This is a genomic window from Variovorax sp. GW458-11-26-14-LB1, assembly GCF_059423965.1.
On the sequence record NZ_JBWKYW010000013.1, the window covers coordinates 101,494 to 122,695 of the forward strand.

At 69.4% G+C, this 21,202-nt stretch carries 18 protein-coding genes; 3 read left to right on the forward strand and 15 right to left on the reverse strand.

What is annotated here, in order from left to right; all coding sequences use genetic code 11:
- Window positions 1-67 precede the first annotated feature (67 nt).
- From AC07YS_RS11585 to AC07YS_RS11640, 12 genes are all read right to left on the reverse strand, one after another.
- Window positions 68-3,799 carry a molybdopterin cofactor-binding domain-containing protein gene (locus AC07YS_RS11585; RefSeq protein WP_495267862.1) on the reverse strand — a complete coding sequence of 1,244 codons (3,732 nt, stop codon included), beginning with the start codon at window positions 3,797-3,799 and terminating at the stop codon, window positions 68-70.
- Entirely contained in the window at window positions 3,796-4,308 is a 513-nt protein-coding gene (locus AC07YS_RS11590) for a (2Fe-2S)-binding protein (RefSeq protein WP_492742299.1), read from the reverse strand. Before AC07YS_RS11590 ends, AC07YS_RS11585 begins: the two co-directional genes overlap by 4 nt.
- The gene (locus tag AC07YS_RS11595; RefSeq protein WP_495267861.1) at window positions 4,286-5,446 is read right to left on the reverse strand and encodes an ABC transporter substrate-binding protein; all 1,161 of its coding nucleotides are present in this window, start codon (window positions 5,444-5,446) and stop codon (window positions 4,286-4,288) included. The genes AC07YS_RS11590 and AC07YS_RS11595 overlap by 23 nt, the downstream gene beginning before the upstream one ends.
- 70 nt (window positions 5,447-5,516) lie before the next feature.
- Window positions 5,517-6,245 (reverse strand): bifunctional nicotinamidase/pyrazinamidase, encoded by a 729-nt coding sequence (pncA, locus tag AC07YS_RS11600; protein ID WP_495267860.1) that lies wholly within the window; start codon window positions 6,243-6,245, stop codon window positions 5,517-5,519.
- Between the two features lie 34 nt (window positions 6,246-6,279).
- A complete protein-coding gene (locus AC07YS_RS11605; RefSeq protein WP_139703387.1) occupies window positions 6,280-7,014 on the reverse strand; it encodes an ABC transporter ATP-binding protein in 735 nt (244 codons plus the stop codon).
- Window positions 7,011-7,802: an ABC transporter ATP-binding protein gene (locus AC07YS_RS11610; RefSeq protein WP_447740080.1), complete on the reverse strand. Its 792-nt coding sequence runs from the start codon at window positions 7,800-7,802 to the stop codon at window positions 7,011-7,013. The genes AC07YS_RS11605 and AC07YS_RS11610 overlap by 4 nt, the downstream gene beginning before the upstream one ends.
- Complete coding sequence (locus AC07YS_RS11615) at window positions 7,799-9,724, reverse strand: ABC transporter permease (protein WP_070063549.1); 1,926 nt, start codon at window positions 9,722-9,724, stop codon at window positions 7,799-7,801. Before AC07YS_RS11615 ends, AC07YS_RS11610 begins: the two co-directional genes overlap by 4 nt.
- Window positions 9,725-9,805: 81 nt before the next feature.
- Window positions 9,806-11,011 carry an ABC transporter substrate-binding protein gene (locus AC07YS_RS11620; RefSeq protein WP_062473975.1) on the reverse strand — a complete coding sequence of 402 codons (1,206 nt, stop codon included), beginning with the start codon at window positions 11,009-11,011 and terminating at the stop codon, window positions 9,806-9,808.
- A gap of 59 nt (window positions 11,012-11,070) precedes the next feature.
- Window positions 11,071-11,655, reverse strand: coding sequence for an amino acid synthesis family protein (locus AC07YS_RS11625; protein WP_070063550.1), 585 nt, complete (start codon window positions 11,653-11,655; stop codon window positions 11,071-11,073).
- A gap of 38 nt (window positions 11,656-11,693) precedes the next feature.
- Window positions 11,694-12,335, reverse strand: coding sequence for an amino acid synthesis family protein (locus tag AC07YS_RS11630; protein WP_492733290.1), 642 nt, complete (start codon window positions 12,333-12,335; stop codon window positions 11,694-11,696).
- A gap of 21 nt (window positions 12,336-12,356) precedes the next feature.
- On the reverse strand, window positions 12,357-13,259 hold the full coding sequence (locus AC07YS_RS11635; RefSeq protein ID WP_495267859.1) for a UPF0280 family protein: 903 nt from the start codon (window positions 13,257-13,259) through the stop codon (window positions 12,357-12,359).
- A 4-nt stretch (window positions 13,260-13,263) separates the two neighbouring features.
- Complete coding sequence (locus tag AC07YS_RS11640; protein WP_495267858.1) at window positions 13,264-14,883, reverse strand: 6-hydroxynicotinate reductase; 1,620 nt, start codon at window positions 14,881-14,883, stop codon at window positions 13,264-13,266.
- A gap of 319 nt (window positions 14,884-15,202) precedes the next feature.
- Between AC07YS_RS11640 and AC07YS_RS11645 the strand changes: the two genes are divergently transcribed.
- Genes AC07YS_RS11645 through AC07YS_RS11655 form a run of 3 tightly spaced genes read left to right on the forward strand, consistent with a single transcriptional unit; the run spans window position 15,203 to window position 17,926 of the window.
- Window positions 15,203-15,976 carry a ferredoxin--NADP reductase gene (locus AC07YS_RS11645; protein WP_062473986.1) on the forward strand — a complete coding sequence of 258 codons (774 nt, stop codon included), beginning with the start codon at window positions 15,203-15,205 and terminating at the stop codon, window positions 15,974-15,976.
- A gap of 28 nt (window positions 15,977-16,004) precedes the next feature.
- Window positions 16,005-16,772 carry a TetR/AcrR family transcriptional regulator gene (locus AC07YS_RS11650; protein ID WP_070063554.1) on the forward strand — a complete coding sequence of 256 codons (768 nt, stop codon included), beginning with the start codon at window positions 16,005-16,007 and terminating at the stop codon, window positions 16,770-16,772.
- Window positions 16,727-17,926 carry an amidohydrolase family protein gene (locus tag AC07YS_RS11655; RefSeq protein ID WP_495267857.1) on the forward strand — a complete coding sequence of 400 codons (1,200 nt, stop codon included), beginning with the start codon at window positions 16,727-16,729 and terminating at the stop codon, window positions 17,924-17,926. Before AC07YS_RS11650 ends, AC07YS_RS11655 begins: the two co-directional genes overlap by 46 nt.
- Before the next feature lie 28 nt (window positions 17,927-17,954).
- Here AC07YS_RS11655 and AC07YS_RS11660 read toward each other — a convergent pair whose 3' ends face one another.
- The 3 genes from AC07YS_RS11660 to AC07YS_RS11670 are packed head-to-tail and all read right to left on the reverse strand — an operon-like array spanning window position 17,955 to window position 21,122.
- The gene (locus AC07YS_RS11660; protein WP_070063556.1) at window positions 17,955-18,368 is read right to left on the reverse strand and encodes a GtrA family protein; all 414 of its coding nucleotides are present in this window, start codon (window positions 18,366-18,368) and stop codon (window positions 17,955-17,957) included.
- A gap of 10 nt (window positions 18,369-18,378) precedes the next feature.
- Entirely contained in the window at window positions 18,379-19,368 is a 990-nt protein-coding gene (locus AC07YS_RS11665) for a glycosyltransferase family 2 protein (RefSeq protein WP_062473993.1), read from the reverse strand.
- Complete coding sequence (locus AC07YS_RS11670) at window positions 19,365-21,122, reverse strand: ArnT family glycosyltransferase (protein ID WP_495273713.1); 1,758 nt, start codon at window positions 21,120-21,122, stop codon at window positions 19,365-19,367. Before AC07YS_RS11670 ends, AC07YS_RS11665 begins: the two co-directional genes overlap by 4 nt.
- Between the last annotated feature and the right edge of the window lie 80 nt (window positions 21,123-21,202).

Below are 21,202 nucleotides of genomic sequence, written 5' to 3' on the forward strand. Positions count from 1 at the left end.
GGGTGTCTCCGTGAATAAGGTCTGCGCGCCATCGTAGCCGCGGGCCCGCGGCCACGCCCGCTGCGGGTCAGTGGCCCGGCGTGGCCCGCACGCGCGCCACCTCGGCGGGCAGGTTCGCCCACGGCGCTTCCTGCGGCGCGAAACGTGCGCGCATGTAGCCGGCGAGGTCGGCGATCTGGCGGTCGTCGAGCGCCTCGCGGAACGCGGGCATGAAGCCGATGTCGCGGTGCGCGGGTGCGCGCACGCCGTCGAGGATGGTGCGCAGCAGGTTGTCGGGCCGTGTGCTCGTGAGGCTGCTGTTGAGTGCGAGCGGCGTGTTCACGCCCAGCAGCGTGGGGCCGTCGCCGTCGTGGTGGCATGACGCGCAGGCGCTGTCGAACATGCGCTGCGCGGGGCCGAGCAGCTGGCCTTGCGTGCGCGCGGCGTTGTCGATGGCCTGCTGCGCAAGCGCTTGCGGTTGCGCGACCGGCGCGGGGTTGAACGAGCCGAGGTAGACGGCCATGGCGCGCACGTCGGCGTCGGGCACCTGCGCGAGTTCGCGCACCACCTCGGCCATCGGGCCGCCCGCGATGCCGTGGCGCGGCGAGTGGCCGTTGCGCAGGTAGCGGTAGAGCGCGTCGGTGTCCCACGGCACGGCGGCCTTCGACAGCTGCGTGAGCGCGGGCGCCTCCCAGCCATCGACCATCGCGCCCGAGAGGAACGCGCTGCCGCCCTGCTCCGCGCCGAGCGCGTTGCGCGGCGTGTGGCAGGCGCCGCAATGGCCCAGGCCGTTGACGAGGTAGGCACCGCGGTTCCACTCGGCGCTCTGCGTGGGCACGGGCGGAAGCGGCGCGGGGTCGTGGAACAGCGCGTTCCAGCCGGCCATCAGCGGGCGCAGGTTGAACGGGAACTTGAGTTCGGACTTGGGCGTTGGTGCGCGCACCGCCGGCATCGACATGAAGTAGGCATAGAGCGCCTGCAGGTCGTCATCGCTGGTCTTCGCGAAGGCGGTGTAGGGGAACGCGGGGTACAGGTGGTGGCCGTCGCGCGAGACACCTTCGCGCATCGCGCGCTGGAAGGCGCTGAACGACCAGCGGCCCAGGCCCGTCTCGGCATCGGGCGTGAGGTTGGTGGTGTAGAGCGTGCCGAAGGGCGTGTCCATCGCGCGGCCACCGGCGTTGGGTGCGCCGCCCGGTGCGGTGTGGCACACGGCGCAATCGCCGAGCGCGGCGAGCACGCGGCCGCGTTCGATGGTGGACTCGCTGTAGACCGGCGCGCTGAGCGACACCGGCGCGATGGCCGCGCGCCAGCCGAGCAGGCCGGCGATGACGCCGAGGCCGCCGATGAAGAGCGCGGCGCCGGTGGCCCACAGGCCCTTGCGGCGCGGCCACAGGGCGTCCCGCACGCCTGCGCTTGAGGCAGCTGAGGAAGAGGGTCCGGCGGCATCGCCCTTCGCGTGGCCATCGCCCTGGCCCGGAGGCGGTGGCAGCGAACCCCGGTTCAATTCCGCCAGCACCGTCTCCGGCGTGAACGGCGGCGAGCGGAAGCGCACGCCCGTCGCATCGAAGATCGCATTCGCGATCGCCGCCGTGCCCGGCACCGACGACGACTCGCCCGCACCCAGCGACGGCTCGCCGGGGCGCGGCATGTGCATGACCTCGATCACCGGCACGTCGCGGAAATTGAGGATCGGGTAGCTGCCCCACTCGCGGCTCGCGACCACGCCCGAAGGCAGCACGCCCGGCAACTGCGCACCGCCCGTTGCAGCGCCCTGCTGCGGCGCGAACTGCACCTGCTCCTTGAGCGCGCGGCTGGTGGTCTGGATCACGTTGCCGTGCACCTGGTGCTCGACGCCCGCCGGGTTGACCAGCAGCCCCGCGTCGTGCCCCACCACCACGCGGCGCACATGCACCTCGCCGGTCTTCTGGTTGACCTCGACATCGGCCACCCACGCGGCCCATGCCGCGCCGAAGCCCGGCCACTTGCTGTGGATGTAGCGCGCGTACGCAAAGCCCTGGCCGAAGAGGATGTCGCCGCCTTCGCCGAGCCCGCCGTCGGCGTTCTCCTGCGGCCCGGTGCGCATGCGCCAGCCGGCCTTCTGCGCGGTGGCCTGCACGAGTTCGACCGCGCGCGGGTCGTCCAGGTGCCGCAGGCGGAACTGCACGGGGTCGACGCCGGCGGCGGTCGCCAGCTCGTCGATGTACGACTCGTGCGCGAACGAACTCGGCAGCGCCGACACGCCGCGCAGCCACGAGGCGCGCACGATCGGCGCCATGTCGTTGACCTTCACGCGCAGGTTGTCGTAGCTGTAGGGCGGTCGCGCGGTGCGGTCGCCCATCTCGTAGGCCTGCGCCACGGGCTCGACCGTGCGCGTGAGCAGCAGCGCCAGCGTGGGCGCACCGTTCGACGGATAGGAGGTTTCGAAGTCGTAGGCCGCGACGCGGCCGTCGGCCATGAGCCCGCCGTCGATCTCCATGAGCTGCGCGGCGCCCTTGGGCTCCCACGCATGCTCCTGCTCGCGCGAGAGCTGCACGCGCACCGGCGTGCCCACGGCGCGCGCGAGCAGCGCGGCATCGGCCGCCACGTCGTCGGCACCGTTGCGGCCGTAGCAGCCCGCGGTCTCCATGCGCACCACGTCGACCTGCACGTCGTCCACGCCCATGAGCTTGGCCAGATCGGCGCGCAGCACGTGCGGGTTCTGCGAGCCGGCCCAGCAGCGCAGCTGCATGCCGCTGCCATCGGCCGGCTGCCAGTCGGCCAGCGCGCACGACGGACCGATGGACGCGTGCATCTGGTAGGGCCACACATAGGTGCGCTGCATCGGCTGCGCGGCGGCGGCCATGGCGCCGTCGACATCGCCTTCGTCGACCAGCAGGCGCTGCGTCGAGGGGTTGTCGCGCAGGGCCTGTGCCACATCGCGCAGGTCGGGCATGCCGGGCCAGGGTTTCCAGGTCACGCGCAGTTCGCGCATCGCCTGTTCGGCGTGTTCTTCGCGCTCGGCGACGATGCCGACGAAGTCGCGCACCACGACCACGGCACGGATGCCGGGGATGTGGGCGATCGACGCTTCGTCGACCGCTTCGAGCGTGTTGCCGATGAACTCGCCGTGGTCCGCGCCCGCGTAAGGCGGGCGCACCACGCGGCCGTGCAGCATGCCGGGCACGCGCATGTCGTGCACGAACACGAGGTCGCCCGCGAGCTTGGCCGGGATGTCGACGCGCGCCTGGCGCGTGCCGACGAGGCGGTAGTCGGCCGGGTTCTTGGGGGTGGCATCGAGGTCCAGCCGCAGCACCGTGCGCTGGTGCGCCACGAGGTCCGCGTAGTTGATGTGACGGTCCGGCGCCTCGACCACGCGCACCACGCCGTTGCGCACCTGCAGCGCATCGACGGCCACGCCCAGCCGTTCGGCCGCGCGCGCGAGCAGCCACGCGCGTGCCTGCGCCGCGGCCAGCCGCAGCGGCTGCGCGTGGATCTGGATCGACGCGCTCGCGATGGTCGCGCCCTGGTTGGGCGCGCGCGCGGTGTCGCCGAGCATCATGCGCACGCAGGGCATGCCGAGGTCGAGCTCCTCGGCCACGATCTGCGCGAGCGCGGTCTGGATGCCGGTGCCCAGGTCGACGTGGCCGTTGAGCGCCGAGACGCTGCCGTCGTCCCACAGCGCGAGCAGCACCTCGTCGCCTTCGCTGGGGTGGCTGGCGATGAAGGCGGGCTGGCCCTTGGCGGGCGGCGGCGGGGGCGGTGCCTCGCGCACCACCAGCAGCACGCCATCGGCGGCGAGGAACTCCGCGCGCGTCTGCGGCAGGTCGGCGCGGCGCGTCATGCGGCGGGGGCGTCCGGCGGGGCTGCGCGCAGGCGCACGGCGGCGCGCTGCACGGCGTCGAGGATCTCGATGTGCGTGCCGCAGCGGCACAGGTTGCCCGAAAGCTCGCTGCGGATGCGCGCCTCGCTCGCATCGGGGTCGCGCGCCAGCAGCGCCGCGGCCTGCATCACCATGCCGTTGAGGCAGTAGCCGCACTGCGCGGCCTGCGCGTCTTCGAAGGCGGCCTGCACCGGGTGCCAGCGCCCGCGCATGCCGAGCCCTTCGAGCGTGGTGATGTGGCGCCCCGCCACACCGTGCGCCGGAATCACGCAGGACCGCGCGGCCACGCCGTCGACATGCACCGTGCAGGCACCGCACTGCCCGAGCCCGCAGCCGTACTTGGGCCCGTTGAGCCCGAGGTCGTTGCGCAGCAGGTGCAGCAGCGAGGCTTCGCGCGGCACGCCGGCGAGCGCGTGCGCCCGGCCGTTGACCTGCAGGTGCAGCGGCTCAGCGCCGCAACTGGCCGTCACGGGTGTACATCTCCAGGTCCACGAAGGTCGAGCCGTTGTGGTTCTTCGCGCTGTAGTCGACGGGAAAGTCGCCGAAGCGCGTGCTGCCGATGCTCTCGAGCCCGGCGATGAAGCTGTCGCGCGTGAGCGCCTTGCCCGCGCGGCGCAGGCCCTCGGCCATCACGCGCGCGACGATGTAGCCCTCGAGCGCGGTGTAGCTGTCGATCTTCTGGCCGAACTCGGTGCGGTCGCGCTGGTAGTCGGCCACGATGGGCACGCGCTGCGCACCGGGCGGCGGCACGATGCTGGCCGTGACCAGCCCGGCGAGCTTGCCGTCCAGCCGCTTGGCCGAACCCGCCGCGTCGGTGATGCCGACCGACAGCGTGTACAGCGGCGCGGCCGCGCCGCTCGCGCGGTAGTCGCGGATGAAGACCTCGGTCATGCGCCCGGCCATGATCATCACGACGGCGCCGGGGCGGCCTTCGGCGAGCCCGCCGATCACCTGCTTGGCGTCTTCGGCTGCGATGGCCATGGGCAGCGTCTGCACCACCTTCACCTTGTACTCGGCGGCCAGCTGCTCGCAGGTGGCGAGGTTCGACTTGCCGAAGGCGCTGTCCTGGTAGACCACGGCGATCGACTGGATGCCCAGCGTCGAGAGGTGGCTGATGATCTTGCGCAGCTCCAGGTCGTAGCCCGCGCGCACGTGGAACAGGTAGCGGTTGGTCTTGGTGCGAAACGACGTGGTGCCCACCAGCGGCGCGAACATCGGCACGCCGGCCTTCTCGGCCAGCGGCATGGCGGCCGCGAGGTTGCCGGTGGCGACGTAGCCGGTGAGCGCGAAGACCTTGTCCTCGTCGATCAGCTTGGCCGTGTTGGCAGCCGTCTTCGCGGGCTCGTAGGCGTCGTCGTAGGTGACGAGTTCGATCTTGCGGCCGTGGATGCCGCCCGACTTGTTGACGCGGTCGAAGTACATCTGGATGCCCGCGCGGTAGTCGACGCCGAAGTCTTTCGCCGGGCCGCTGAACACGGCCGACTGGCCGATGCGGATGGTGCTGTCGGTCACGCCGTTGTCCGCGCGCGCCGGCCGCAGCAGGCCGGGGCCGAGCGCCAGGGCCGCGCCGCCCGCCACCAGGGTGCGCCTTGAAATCGAAAGCTTCATGCGTCGTCTGTCTCTTTGTTGTTGTCGTCGGAGGGGTGTTGCCGCGGCGGCGCCGCGGACTTCTTCGTCGTCAGCCGGCCTGGATGTCGCCGGACTGGATGCGCTTGACGCCCTTGGCCATCATCTGTTTCCAGGCGGCGGCCAGCGAGCCGTTGAGGTCGATGCCGCGCGTGGCGTCTTCGATCACGTAGGCCTCGAAGCCGGCCTTGCGCGCGTCCATCGCGGTCCAGGCCACGCAGAAGTCGGTGGCCAGGCCCGTGACGAACACGGTCTTGATGCCGCGCGCCTTGAGGTAGCCGGCCAGGCCGGTGGCCGTCTTGTGGTCGGCCTCCTCGAAGGCGGAGTAGCTGTCCATGTCCTTGTGGAAGCCCTTGCGGATGATGAGCTGCGCGGTCGGCACCTTGAGCTCCTTGCCGAGCGCGGCGTCGTCGGTGCCCTGCACGCAGTGGTCGGGCCACAGCACCTGCGTGCCGTAATTGAGCTTGGTGGTCTCGAAGGGCTTCTTGCCGCTGTAGGTGCTGGCGAACGAGGCATGGCCCGCCGTGTGCCAGTCCTGCGTGACGACGATGTTCTGGAACGCGGGCGCCAGCGCGTTGATGACCGGGATCACTTCGTTGCCACCCTTCACCGCGAGCGTGCCGCCGTCGAGGAAGCAGTTCTGCACATCGACCACGATCAGCGCGGCTTTCCCACCGGGCTTGATCTTGCCGGCCGCGAAAGCGGACGAGAGACCGAAACTGCCGAGGCTGCCGACGAGCCCAAGGGCAGCGGCGGACTTCAAGACGGTTCTGCGATGCATGGTGTGGACTCCGGTGGTTGAGGAAAGGAAACGGTCAGACGCTGAGGTAGGCCCTGCGCACTTCTTCGTTCGCGGCCAACTCGGCCATCGTGGCGTGATAGCGGATCTGCCCCTTCTCGAGCACGTAGGCGCGGTCGGAGACCAGCTCGGCGAAGTGCATGTTCTGCTCCGACAGCAGGATGCTCACGCCCTGCGCCTTGAGCTCGAGGATCATGTTCGCCATCTGCTCGACGATGACCGGGGCCACGCCCTCGGAGGGCTCGTCGAGCAGCACGAGATAAGGGTTGCCCATCAGCGTGCGCGCCACGGTGAGCATCTGCTGCTCGCCACCGCTCATGCGGCCACCGGGGCGGTTCGGCATTTCGCCGAGGTTGGGGAACAGCTGGAACAGGCGCTCGGGCGTCCACAGCGGCGCGGCCGTGCCGTCGGCCCACTGGCGCGCGGGCTGCTTGCCGACCTCGAGGTTTTCCATCACCGTGAGGTCGGTGAACACGCGCCGGTCTTCGGGCACGAAGCCCAGGCCCAGGCGCGCCGCGTGGTGCGGCTCGCTCTTCGAAATGTCGTGGCCCAGGAAACGCACGGCGCCGCGGCGCTTGGTGAGCATGCCGATGAGCGTCTTGAGCGTGGTCGACTTGCCCGCGCCGTTGCGGCCCATGAGCGCGACGACTTCGCCGCGCCGCACTTCGAGGTCGACGTCGTAGAGGATCTGCGCGGCGCCATACCAGGCGCACAAGGCCTTGGCTTCCAGAAGCGGTTCATGCGTGCTCATGCGGCAACTCCCAATGCGGCGGCCTTTTCGGCAATCTTCTCGAAGGTCTTGCCGCTGCCGAAGTACACCTCCTGCACCTTCGGGTGGTCGCGGATCTCCAGCGGCTTGCCCTGCGCGATGAGGCGCCCGCGCGCCAGCACGATCATGCGGTCGGCGTACGCGAACACCACGTCCATGCTGTGCTCGGTGAAGAGCACGGCCATGCCGCGCTGGATGACGAGGTCCTTGGTGAGCGCCATGAGCGAGTTGCGCTCCTGGGGCGCCATGCCGGCGGTGGGCTCGTCCATGAGCAGCAGCTTGGGCGAGTTGGCCATCGCAATGGCGAGTTCGACGCGCTTCACGTCGCCGTAGGCCAGCACGCTGCAGGGCCGGTCGGCCTGCGCCTTCATGCCGACCTGGTCGAGCAGCGCCAGTGCTTCGTCGCGCTTGTGGTCGGCCGCGCGGCGCCACATCGAGAACAGCTTGTGGTCGTGCGAGAGCAAGGCCATCTGCACGTTCTCGACCACGGTGAGCGAGGCGAAGGTTTCGGCGATCTGGAAGGTACGGCCCACGCCCTTGCGCCAGATCTCGCGCGGCTTGCGGCCCACGAGTTCGTGGCCGTCGAGCGTGATCGAGCCCTGGTCGGCCTTGAGCTGGCCGTTCACCATGTTGAAGGTGGTCGACTTGCCGGCGCCGTTGGGGCCGATGAGCGCCAGCAGCTCGCCGGGCGGCAGCTCGAAGCTGATGCCGTCCACGGCCTTCACGCCGCCGAACGATTTGCCGAGGTTGGTGACTTTGAGGAGGCTCATGCCTTCACCTCCTTGAGCTTGGCGTCTGCTTCATCATGCTTCGGTGCGCGCCAGCGATCGACGAGCTGTTTGATCGACCCTGCAATGCCCTGCGGGAACAGCAGCACCAGGATCAGGATGATGGCGCCGAGCATCGCGCGCCAGTAGTCGGTGTTGCGCGCCACCGTGTCGTGCAGCCAGGTGAAGGTGACGGCGCCGACCACCGGCCCCGCCAGGGTCTGGATGCCGCCCAGCAGCACCATCACGAGGCCGTCGACCGACTTGCCGACCGACAGGCTCTCGGGCGAGATGCTGCCCTTGGAGAACGCATAGAGCGCGCCGGCCAGGCCGGCCACGGTGCCCGCGATGACGAAGGCGGCCCACTGCATGCGCTTGACGTCGATGCCGATGGCGTCGGCGCGCAGCACCGAGTCGCGGCCCGCGCGCAGCGCATAGCCGAAGGGCGAGAACAGCACGCGGCGCAGCCACCACACGCCCGCGCCCACAAGCACCAGCGTGAGCCAGTAGTACACCTGCTTGTTCGACAGCCACTCCGAGGGCCACACGCCGGTCAGGCCGTTGCTGCCGCCCGTGAAGCTGTCCCACTGGTAGGTGACGGCCCAGGTGATCTGCGCGAAGGCCAGCGTGAGCATCGCCAGGTACACGCCCGACAGCCGCACGGCGAACCAGCCGTAGACGAAGGCGCCGAGCGCGGCCACCAGCGGCGCGACCACCAGCGCCAGTTCCATCGGCAGGTGCAGCGCGCGCACCAGCAGCGCCGCGCCGTAGGCCCCGAGGCCGAAGTAGGCCGCGTGGCCGAAGGAGTGCATGCCGGCCGGCCCCATGATGAAGTGCAGGCTGGTGGCGAACAGCGCGGCGATCAGCAGGTCGATCATCAGCACCGTGGTGTAGGGCGAACCGGCCGTCAGCAGCGGCAGCGCGGCCAGCACCAGCGCCAGCCCTGCGGCGGCCACGATGTAGGCGGTGCTCGGGCGGCGCAGCGGTTCTTCCTGCATGCCCACGTAGCGGCTCGGCGCCTGCGGCCGGCCGAACAGACCCCAGGGGCGCCACACCAGCACGATGGCCATCACGAGGAAGTCGACCATCAGCGTGAGCTTGGAGAACGACACGTCGATGCCAAAGATCTGCACCACGCCCAGCCAGATGCACACGGCCTTGATCTCGGCGATGAGCAGCGCAGCCACGTAGGCGCCGGGCAGCGAGCCCATGCCGCCGACCACGACGACGACGAAGGCGGCGCCGATGGTGTTCAGGTCCATCTCGAGCGTGGCGGGTTCGCGCGGCAGTTGCAGCGCCCCGCCCAGGCCCGCGAGCAGCGCGCCGAGCGCGAACACGGCAGTGAAGAGCCAGGCCTGGTTGACGCCCAGCGCGCTGACCATCTCGCGGTCTTGCGTGGCGGCGCGCACCAGCGTACCGAAGCGCGTGCGCGTGAGCAGCAGCCACACGAGGCCGAGCACCAGCGGGCCGACGACGATCAGGAACAGGTCGTAGGAAGGAAACTGGCGCCCGAGGATTTCGACCGAGCCCTTCAGGCCCGGTGCGCGCGGGCCGAGCAGTTCGTCAGGCCCCCAGAGCCACAGCACCGCGTCCTTGATGACCAGCACCAGCGCGAAGGTGGCGAGCAGCTGGAACAGCTCGGGCGCCTTGTAGATGCGGCGCAGCAGCAGCACCTCGATGAGCGCACCCAGCACGCCCACCGCGAGCGCGGCGATCAAAAGCGCCGGCCAGAAGCCCACGCTCGGGCCGAGCTTCTCGACGAGCGTGTACGCGACGTAGATGCCCACCATGAAAAAAGATCCATGGGCGAAGTTGACGATGCGCGTCACGCCGAAGATCAACGAGAGGCCGGCCGCCACCAAGAACAGCGAAGACGCGCCGGCCAACCCGTTGAGCAACTGAACAACGAAGCCTGAAAAGCTCATGAGGGACCCTGAGGAAACTGGAGACACCGCGCCCCGCCGCGCTCAAGAAGCGGCGGCGGACGCGTTGCAGGAGCCGTGCGGTCAGTCCGCAGGGCGCATCTTTTTCACTTCGTCGTCGGTGGGTTGGAACTTGGCACCGTCGAGGTACACGTAGTCGACCATCACGCCCTTGCCGCCGTCGTTCTTGGTCTTGCCGACGTACGCGCCCATGGTGGACTGGTTGTCCTGCGCGCGGTAGCTGATCTTGCCGAAGGGCGTGTCGACCTGCAGGCCCTTGAAGGCGGCCACGAGCTTCTCGGTGTCGGTGCTGCCGGCCTTCTTCACGCCGGCCGCGATCGAGTAGATGGCGCTGTAGCCCACCACCGAGCCCAGGCGCGGGTAGTCCTTGAACTTGGCCTGGTAGGCGTCGTTGAAGGCCTTGTGCTCGGCGGTCTTCACGCCGTACCAGGGGTAGCCGGTGACGACCCAGCCGTTGGGCGCTTCGTCCTTCAGCGGGTCGAGGTACTCGGGCTCGCCGGTCAGCACGCTCACGACCTCACGGTCCTTGAAGAGGCCGCGCGTGTTGCCTTCGCGCACGAACTTGGACAGGTCGGCGCCGAACAGCACGTTGAAGATGGCGTCGGGCTTGGCATCGGCCAGGGCCTGCACCACGCTGCCCGCATCGACCTTGCCCAGCGGCGGCGCCTGCTCGGCGACGAACTCGACGTCGGGCTGGATCGCCTTGAGCAGCGTCTTGAAGGTGGCGACCGACGACTGGCCATACTCGTAGTTGGGGTACACGATGGCCCAGCGCTTCTTCTTGAGCTTGGCGGCCTCGGGCACCAGCATCGCGACCTGCATGTAGGTCGAGGGGCGCAGGCGGTAGGTGTACTTGTTGCCGTTGCTCCAGACGATCTTGTCGGTGAGCGGCTCGGCGGCGAGGTAGAAGAATTTTTTCTGCTTGGCGAAGTCGGTCAGCGCCAGGCCGGTGTTCGACAGGAAGGCGCCGGCCAGCACGTCGACCTTCTCGCGCGAGATGAGCTCTTCGGCCACGCGCACGGCGTCGCCGGGGTTGGCGTTGTCGTCGCGGCTGATGAGCTCCAGCTTCTTGCCGTTGACGCCGCCCTTGGCGTTGATCTCGTCGACCGCCAGTTCCATGCCCTTCTTGTAGGGCTCGAGGAAGGCGGGCTGCGCCTTGTAGCTGTTGATTTCGCCGATCTTGATCACGCCCTGCGCATGCGCGGGGACGAGGGCAGTGGCCAGCGTGACGACGGAAGCGGCGCAGAAGGCAAGGCGCAATGGATTCATCGGGAAGCTCCTAGAAGTTCGAACAGAAAACACGATGCGGGTGACGATGCAATGACAGGTCAGCGAAGACCGTCTTCGCCCTTGATCTCGCTGGCCTGCAGGCCGCCGACGCGCGGCAGCGGGCGGCCGCTGTCGGTGACGGCCACGGCCACGACGATCTCGTTGGCGCGGGGCGCATCAGCCACGCGGGCCTCGACGGCGTCGAAGTGGCTGCGCACGAAGGCGGCGTCCTTGTGGCCCAGCGGCACGTCGATGGCGGTGCCCAGCGTGCCCTGCTTCTTGGCCGAGGGCACGAGTGCGGCGCCCTTCTCGACCGCCACGCGCAGCGGCGCGCCCAGCTTGGGATGCAGGATGGCGGCGGCATGCTCCAGCTCGCCGCGCTCGCCGACGATGGCGGCCTTGCCGTAGCTCTGCGCCTGGCCGGGCTCGATGCCCAGCGCCTTCACGGCCTTCTGGCCCAGCAGCGCGCCGAGCTCTTCACCGATGGCGATGAGCTCGTCGAGGTTCTCGCTGTAGCGGCCGGCGTAGGGGTTCTCGATGACGGCGATGGCGACGGCGCGGCGCGTGGGCGGCGTCACGTCCTGGCCCATTTCCTTGCGGGTTTCATCGACTTGGATGACGAGCTTGCGGATGTTGGCGGTCATGTCTGTGTGTTCCTTGTCTTGTCTCTTGTCTTGTGCGGTCAGCGCAGGCCGTCCCACTTGCTGATGTCCTTGGCGAGCAGGCCGCCGACGCGCGCATGCACGCGGTAGCCGGTGCTCATCGCGAGGATGAAGACGATCTCGTCGGCCATCGGCGCGCCGGGCACGCGCACCTCGATGGCGTCGAACTGGCCGCGCACGTAGCTGGCGTTGATGTTGGTGAGCGGCACGTCGAGCGCGGCGCCGGGCGGACCGACCTTCTTGGTCGAGGGCACGATCGACAGCGCGTTGCCGGGCTGGCCGGTTTTCTCTTCGGCCTTGCCCGCGGTGTAGGCGGCGCGGCTGCCCTTCCAGCCGAGCAGCTCGCGCATCGCGTAGCCGCCGGGCACGTGCCACAGCGCGCCGTGCTCCAGCTCACCGTCGGCGCCGACGATGGCGCCCTTGCCGTAGGTGGCGATCTGCTCCAGCGGCACGTCCATGGCGGCGTGCAGCTGGTGCGCCATGTCGACGCCCACGGGGTCGAGCAGCGCCATCATCGGCAGGATGTCGGGCTCGTAGCGGCCCGCGAAAGGATTGGTCAGCACCGCGCCGATGGCACCGCGCACCAGCGGGGTTTCGGCACGCGGTCCGAACTCGTGGTGGATGTACTCGACATGGGTGAAGACGCGACGGATTTCGATCATGAAAAAGAACCTTGCTTTTCGTTAAGCAAATACTGAACCAACTGCTTCGGGCAGCGCGATGTCCAGCGACTTCGAGCATAAGGGTTCCACCCGCCGCCACTGCCCCTGGCAAACGAGCAGAACGGCCCACACGAGCCCCCTTTTCTGCAGCGCGCGGGCGCACGCCGCGCCCGCATCGAGTGCATGGTGCACCTGCGCGGGCGCCAGCGGCGGCACGTCGACGGTGACGAGGGTGTCGCCGAGGTCGCTGTCGTCCTTGCATTCGCTGGCGGGCAGGCGCTGGATGGCGGCGTCGGCCACGTCGACGGCGTTGGCGATCACGGTGGCGGCGGCGTCGGCCTGCGCCGCGGTGGCGGCCAACACCGTCACGCTGTCGGCGATGCCCAGCGAGAAACTGCGCCCGCGCCAGCCGCTGGTGGCGACGCCGCGCACCGGCTGGTCGGCGTGCAGCGCGAACTGGCCGTCGGTGGTCAGCATGCCGCTGTCGCGCCAGTCGAAGCGCGCGAGGTCGGCAAACAAGCCCGCGCGCGCCGTGTGGCCGGGCGCGAGGTGCAGCGCGATGTCGCCGCCGTTGTTGATCCAGGCGCGCTCGATGCCGGGCCGGTCGTAGAAGGCGATGAGTTCCTGCGCCACGCTGCCGGCCACGGCCGCCATCGGCGTGAGGAACAACGGCGAAAACGCATCGCAGGCGTCCCACATGCGCCGCGCCACCACGCCACGCGGGCGCTGGCGTGCGGCCACGGGCAGGCGCAGCTGCGGCAGCTCGCGCACGAGTTCGTCGAGCACATGGCCGAAGCGTGCCCAGGCCGCGTCGTGTGCGGCCGCGACGGCGTACGGGTCGCCGTGTGCTTCGGCCACGATGTCGATCGGGCCGTGGTTGAAATGCCAGCGGCCCGCGTCGAGCGCCGTGCGTTGGGCGGACATGGTTTCAGCCCAGCATGGGGGCGTGGCCGAGCGGCCACGGGTTGGCATCGTCGATGACGAGCCATTGGCGCGCCAGCGGTGCGCCGTCTTCCTGCCACGCACCGCGTGCGAGCGCCTGCTCGAGCGGGAAGATGTGTTCGACGTGCCCGCCGAGCGCTTCGTAGTCGGCGCGCCGCATGCTGAACTCGATGGGCGCGACGATGGCCGGCGTGGGCACGGTGCCGAAGCTGTTGTCGGGCATGCGCATGACGTCGGCCATCACGGTGATGCCGCCGCCGGGCCACACATAGGCCGGCGCGCCGCCGCAGGTGACGTTGACCAGCGCGCGCTTGATGGCGCGCGTGAGCAGCACCGGGTTCTCGGTGACGCCCGCGCGCAGGCTGCCGCCGGCGCCGCCGAGGAACAGCACGGTGCACAGCGAGGGCTCGCAGTTCTCGCCGATGCGATCGACGATGCGGCGCACCTCGGGCGGCATGGGCTGCTCGATGGGCTTGAGCGCCTCGTCGAGCACGTACCACTGCGCGTGCTCGCCGGTGGTGGAGGTCATGAGCAGGCGCAGGCCGGGGCGGGCCACGCCCTCTTCCCAGCCTTCGATGATCGCCAGCGGGTCGGCGATGTCGGTGCCGCCCCAGCCGTTGCCCGGGTTCGCGACCTGGAAGTAGCGCCCGGGTGTCGACTTGCGCCCCAGCATCTGGATGCCCGAGGGCGTCATGTCGAGGCAGCGGCCGGCCTGGTGCTCGGTGAGCACGCCGGTGATGTGGTCGTCGACCACCACCACCTCGTCGGCCACGCCGGCGAACTGGCGCGCGAAGATGCCCACGGCCGCCGAGCCGCAGCCCACGCGCATGCGCTGCTCTTCCACGCCGTTGACGATGGGCGCCTTGCCGGCCTGGATGACGAGGCTGGCGCCGCCGTCGATGGTGCATTCCACCGCCTGCTTGTTGCCCAGGAGCTGCATCAGCTCGGCCGTCATGCGACCCTCTTTCTTGCTGCCGCCCGTGAGGTGGTGCACGCCGCCCAGCGACAGCATCTGCGAGCCGTACTCGGCCGTGGTGACATGGCCCACGACCTCGCCCTTGTAGCGCACGTTGGCCTGCTCGGCGCCCAGGAAGCGGTCGGTGTCGATCTTCACCTTGAAGCTGCAGTAGCTGAAGATGCCTTCGGTGACGACGGTGACCATGTCGACGCCCTGGGCTTTGGAAGCCACGATGAAGGGCGCGGGCTTGTAGTCGGGGTAGGTGGTGGACGAGCCCACGCCGGTGACGAAGACCTCGTCGGCATGCAGCAGGTCGCCGTTCCAGTCGGGCGTGGCATCGGCCTCGACCGCCTCGGCGCCGGGCCGGTCGAAGGGCACGAGCGCCGGCTGTTCGCTGGCGAGCGTGCGGCGCAGCAGCACCACCGGATCGACGCGCACCAGCACGCCCTGGCGGTTGGCGTAGCGGTCGCAGGCGCCGGTGCGGCCGTCGGAGATCTGGCACAGCACCGGGCAAGCGTTGCACTCGACCTTGGCGGTGCTCATCTTCTCGTTGCGCGGCGGCGCCTTGCCGAAGGCGGCGCCCCCGGCCTGCGCGACCAGGGGCATGTCGATGCCGGGCAGTCCGTCTGTCTTGGTGTGTTCAGTCATCGGGGCGATCTCGTGGTGTGGTGCTGTCGGAGCGGGTCTTCAGGCCCCGGAGGTTTGCAACAAACGTGCCGTGCAGGTGCTTGTGCGGCGGCTTTCGTTTGTGTAGCATCCCCTACACTTTCATGTTGCGTTCACTACATCAAAGGTCAATGTAGCAAACAGGCCCGATGCTTGCAATGGTGTTTTCTCGCGGTGTTCATCGGGGTTTTTCCGACCAACGACAATGGAGGGTTGCTAGCCGGCCGATGGCGGACGCCCCAAAGGCGTGCATTTCGGCTCAGCCACCCTTTTCTGTCTTCAACCAACACTTGAGTTCTGTATGAGTGCATTCAGCGAAGAACGCGTCCTGAGCGTCCACCACTGGACCGACCGCCTGTTCACCTTCACCACCACGCGCGACCCGGCGCTGCGCTTCTCGAACGGTCATTTCACGATGATCGGCCTGAAGGTCAACAACAAGCCCCTGCTGCGCGCCTACAGCATCGTGAGCCCGAACTACGAGGAGCACCTGGAGTTCCTGAGCATCAAGGTGGAGGACGGCCCGCTCACCTCGAAGCTGCAGCACATCCAGGTGGGCGACACCGTGATCGTGGGCCGCAAGCCCACCGGCACGCTGCTCATCGACTACACGCTGCCGGCCAAGCGCCTGTACCTGTTCGGCACGGGCACCGGCCTGGCGCCGTTCATGAGCATCATCCGCGACCCCGACACGTACGAGAAGTTCGAGCAGGTCATCCTGGTGCACGGCGTGCGCCAGGTCGACGAGCTGGCCTACCACGACCTCGTGACCGACCACCTGCCCAAGCACGAGATCCTGGGCGAGATGATCGCCAAGCAGCTGCTGTACTACCCCACGGTCACGCGCGAGGAGTTCCGCAACCAGGGCCGCGTCACCGACCTGATCGAGAGCAACAAGCTCACCGACGACCTGGGCCTGCCCCCGCTGAACGTCGAGGAAGACCGCGTGATGCTGTGCGGCAGCCCCGGCCTGCTGGTCGACCTGAAGCACATCCTGGAAAAGCGCGGCTTCAAGGAAGGCAACACCTCGACGCCGGGCGACTTCGTGGTCGAACGCGCCTTCGCCGAGAAGTAAGACCCGATACAGAGGCGCTGCGCGCACGATGGCCGACTCCCGCTCCGTCAGCAAGCCCAAGCCCCAGCGCCGCACCGGCGTGCGCGAGGCCGCGGCCCAGGCCACGCGCGACAGCATCCTCAAGGCGGCGACCAAGGTGTTCGCCAAGTACGGCTACGACGGCGGCAGCGTGGAGAAGATCTCCAAGGCCGCCAAGTCGTACGACCGGATGATCTACTACTACTTCGGCAGCAAAGAGGGCCTGTTCATCGCGGTGCTCGAAGGCATCTACCAGCGCATGGACGATGCCGAAGCCGCCATTGCGCTCGACGCCTCGCGGCCCGTGGAAGCGCTCACCGAAGTCATCCGCTTCGTGCTCGGCTACTACCGCAAGAACCCCGAGTTCGTCACCCTGCTGAACACCGAGAACCTGCACAAGGGCCGGCACATCTCGAAGTCGCTGCGGGCGCGCGAGTACTCGTCGCGGGCGGTGGCCATCATTTCGGAAATCCTTGCCAGCGGCGCGGCCCAGGGCCTGTTCCGCACCGACCTCGTGGCGCGCGACATCTACCTGCTGATCGCGTCCACCGGCTATTTCTACACATCGAACCGGCACACGCTCACGGCCTTCCTCGGCGAGCCGCTGGAGTCGCCGGAAGCCGTCGCGCACTGGGAAGATTTCGTCATCGAGACCCTGCTGCGCACCGTGCGCGCGGACGAGGTATCGGACAACCGCACCCCTTCCCCACCCCACGACGAGGACACAACGAAATGGCAGAAATCGCAGCCGGCACAAAGTCGGGCAAGGTCGTCATAAAGAACATCGGGCTGCTGCTCTCGGGCGACATCGACAAGCCCATCCTCGACGCCGACACCCTGGTGGTGAACGACGGCCTGATCGTGGCGGTCGGCAAGGAGAAAGACTGCGACCTCGAAGGCGCCGTCACCGTCATCGACGCGCGCAAGACCTGCGTCGCACCCGGCCTCATCGACAGCCACGTGCACCCGGTGTTCGGCGACTGGACGCCGCGCCAGGGCCAGATCGGCTGGATCGACTCCACCATGCACGGCGGCGTGACCACCATGATCTCGGCCGGCGAGGTGCACCTGCCCGGCCGCCCGAAGGACATCGTCGGCCTGAAGGCGTTGGCCATCACCGCGCAGCGCGCCTTCGACAACTTCCGCCCCGGCGGCGTGAAGGTGCTGGCCGGCGCGCCCGTCATCGAGAAGGGCATGGTCGAGAGCGACTTCAAGGAACTCGCCGAAGCGGGCGTGGGCCTCTTGGGCGAAGTGGGCCTGGGCTCGGTGAAGGCCGGCTACGAGGCCAAGGAAATGGTGGCCTGGGCGCGCAAATACGGCATCCAGAGCACGATCCACACGGGCGGCCCGTCGATCCCGGGCTCGGGCCTGATCGACAAGGACGTGGTGCTCGAGGCCGACGCCGACATCATCGGCCACATCAACGGCGGCCACACCTCGCTGCCCGAGGCGCACGTGTGCGAGCTGTGCGAGAAGAGCTCGCGCGCCATCGAGATCGTGCACAACGGCAACGAGAAGGTCGCCATCGCGGCGGCGAAGGCCGCGCTCGAACTCAAGTGCCCGCACCGCGTGATCCTCGGCACCGACGGGCCCGCCGGCTCGGGCGTGCAGCCGCTGGGCATCCTGCGCATGGTGGCGATGCTGTCGTCGATCGCGAACATCCCGGCCGAGCTGGTGTTCTGCTTCGCCACCGGCAACACGGCGAAGATCCGCAAGCTCAACTGCGGCCTGATCGAGGTGGGCCGCGCGGCCGACTTCGTGTTCATGGACCGCGCCCAGCATTCGCCCGCGCCGGGCCTGCTCGAAAGCGTGCAGCTGGGCGACATCCCGGGCGTGGGCATGGTGATGATCGACGGCCTCGTGCGCTGCGGCCGCAGCCGCAACACGCCGCCGGCCACCGAGATCCCGGTGGTGGTGTCGGGCGGGCACTGAGCGCGCTTGAACGCGCCCGGTGGCGGCCTCAGCCGCCGCTGCGGTGCGAGCGGAAGACCAGGTAGCGCGCCGAGAGAAAGTTGGCGCCCAGGCCCGCGATGCTGCCCAGCGCCACGCCGAGCGCGGCGGCCCAGCGGCCTTCCACCCAGTGCAGCGTGAGCACGTAGGTGCCGTAGTTCAGCACGGCGCCGGCCAGCATGGTCGTGAGGTAGCCCAAGTATTCGCGCCAGACCGAACGCCCCGTGGCGGCGCCGGCCGCGCTCGCCGCGAAGGTGTAGCGGCGGTTGTAGAGCCAGGTGGTGGTGGCGGCGGCCAGGAAGGACACGACGCGCGCGCCGTACCACCCCAAGAGCGGCGCCAGCAGGTAGAGCACCGTCACGTCCACCACGAAGCCGATCACGCCGGCCACGGCGAACGAGAGGAACTCGCGCCCGATCTTCATCGCGCCGCCGTCAGTGCGCGCGCAGGCTCTTGCGCAAGCTCTCGCGCACGCAGGGTTGCGCCAGGTAGCGCAGCCGCTTGGCCTCCTGCCGGCCGAGCGTGACGGTGTGCATCACCACGCCGCAGACGAAGGACAGCAGCGCCGCCAGCATCGCGCCGGTGGCGAGCACCGCCGTGGGCAGCCGCGGCACCAGGCCGGTGTGGGCGTAGGTCATGAACAGCGGCAGGGCCAGCGCGAGCGCTGCGATCGCGAGCACGGCGGCGACGATCGAGAAGAACTGCAGCGGCCGCTCGCTCACGAACAGCTTGCCGATGGTCTTCAGGATGCGCCAGCCGTCGCGGTAGGTCGAGAGCTTGCTGTGCGAGCCTTCGGGGCGCGTGCTGTAGGCGGTGGCTTCCTCGGCGTAAGGCATGCGCAGCTCGAGCGCGTGCACGGTCAGCTCGGTCTCGATCTCGAAGCCCTGCGACAGGGCCGGGAACGACTTGGCATAGCGGCGCGAGAACACGCGGTAGCCCGAGAGCATGTCGGTGAGGCCGCCGCCGAAGAGCTGCGCCACGGTGCCCGTGAGCAGCCAGTTGCCGAAGCGGTGGCCGGCGCGGTAGGTGAGCGCGTCCTGGCCGTCGTCCACGCGGCTGCCGACCACCATGTCGAGGTTGCCCTCGACCAGCCGCGCGATGAGGCGCGGCGCGGCGGTGGTGTCGTAGGTGGCGTCGCCGTCGACCATCACGTAGATGTCGGCCTCGACGTCGGCGAACATGCGCCGCACCACGTTGCCCTTGCCGCGCGCGGCCACGTGCGTGACGATCGCGCCGGCCGCGCGGGCCACGGCGGCCGTGTCGTCGGTGGAGTTGTTGTCGAAGACGTGGATCTCGGCGCCGGGCAGGGCCGCGCGGAAGCCCTCGATCACCTGGGTGATGGCCAGGGCCTCGTTGAAGCAGGGAATGACGGCGGCAATGCGCGGCATGGCGGACACGGGGGCGGGTCGGTGGTCGGTCGTCATGGGGCGGTCGTCGGAAGGAGTCGGTAGGCGCGGCTGCCGTCTTGGTCGTGCAGCAGGCCATAGTACTGGTCGAAGCCGGGCCGCACGCTGAGCACTTTCACCATCTCGGGCGACATGACGACGGTGGTGAAGCCCTCGGCTGCCAGCTTGCGCGCCGTGTCGCCGGGCGACATCAGCAGGTAGTCGCGGTAGCGCCAGCGCCCCAGCGTGTCGCCCCAGATCGGGTTGGGGCCGTAGTAGATCGCCTCGTTCAGCGCGATCTGGTAGACGCGGCCGGTCACGTTGCGGCGCACGTAGTCCATCACGCCGTAGCCCGGCACGTGCTTGCGCAGGAAGGCCTCGCGCGCCTCGGCCGTGAGCGAGATCATCGACACCTTGGTGGCCGTCTGGCCCACCGACACGGCGGCCAGCACGGCCAGCAGCAGCACCACGACCCAGTCGCCGACGCCGGCGCCGCTGCGCGGGCCGTCGGCTGCGACCGCAGCGGGCGCTGCGCGCAGGCGGCGCACGCCCGCCGCGATCCAGCCGAACAGCACCTGCCAGCCCACGGCCGCCGTCATCGCGAGCAGCGGGAACGAGGCCATGAGGTAGCGCGGGTAGCGCGAGGTCACGACCCACACGGCCACCGAGTACAGGCAGAACCAGCCCGCCGCGCGCACGGCGGCGGAGCGCTTCCACCACACGCTGAAGGGCGCGAGGAACACCGACCAGATCAGCGCGTTGGGCATCTCGGCGTGGTCGCGCACGTCGGCCACCTGCTGCACGTAGTCGGCCGGCACCCATTCGGTGAAGCCGAACACGCGCGCGCCGATCGGGTTGAAGGGGTCGCCCGTCATGATGGCGTTGCGCGCGTACCAGTAGATGCACGGAATCAGGAAGCACAGCAGCGCCGGCGCCCAGGCTTGCAACAGGCGGCGCTCGTGGCGCACCACGAACAGCGCCACCAGCGGCAGGAAGATCAGCGCCTGGTACTTGGAGCCCGCCGCCACGCCGAGGCAGAACGCCGCCAGGCAGAGCCAGCGCGTGCCGTCGCGCAGCGGCTCGGATTCGCGCCACCACCACAGCGCCACGAAGGCCGACAGCACGAACAGCGCCACGCCCATGTCGATCAGCGCGTTGGCGTAGTCGCCCATGCCCAGCCAGATGGCCGCGCCGATGCAGGCGGTGAGCCGGTTGGCATGCAGGATGCCCAGGCGGAAGATCATCAGCACCGACAGTGCGCCCGCCAGGGCGTTGAGGAAGTGCGGCAGCACGTCGTCGCCCACCTGCAGCGCGGCGGCGTACAGCAAGTTGTAGTTGTAGGGGAACCAGGGGTAGCGCAGCCAGTCGTGGATGCCCAGCGTGCCCTGCTGCGCCACGAGGCGCGCATACGGCAGGTGGTACATCAGCTCGTCGAAGGCGGCCGGCGGCGCGAGCGGCGCCACCAGCGCGGGCAGCGCGACCAGCGCCAGCGCGATGGCGGCGATGCGTTCGAAGCGGGTCCACGGCGCAGTGGGGGGCGCGGCCGCGCGCAATGCGCGGATGTCGGCGCGCCAGCCGCGCCACTGCCACGCGGCGGCCAGGACGCCCGCGCCGACCAGGCCCAGCGTCGCCTCGCGGCGGAAGAGCCCGAAGATGGCCAGCGCCTGAAAGGCACAGATGTAAAGGCCGACACCGAGCGCGGCCGACATGGCCGCTTCGAGCCAGGCGTCGCGGCGCGAGGGCGGGCGCAGGCGCGCGAGCACCGCGCGGCCGGCACCCCAGCAGGCAATCACGAAGATCGCGAACTCGGCGTAGTGCGCGGCGGCAAAGATCAGCTTCTGAATATCAACTCCCGTGGCCGGTCACTCCGGTC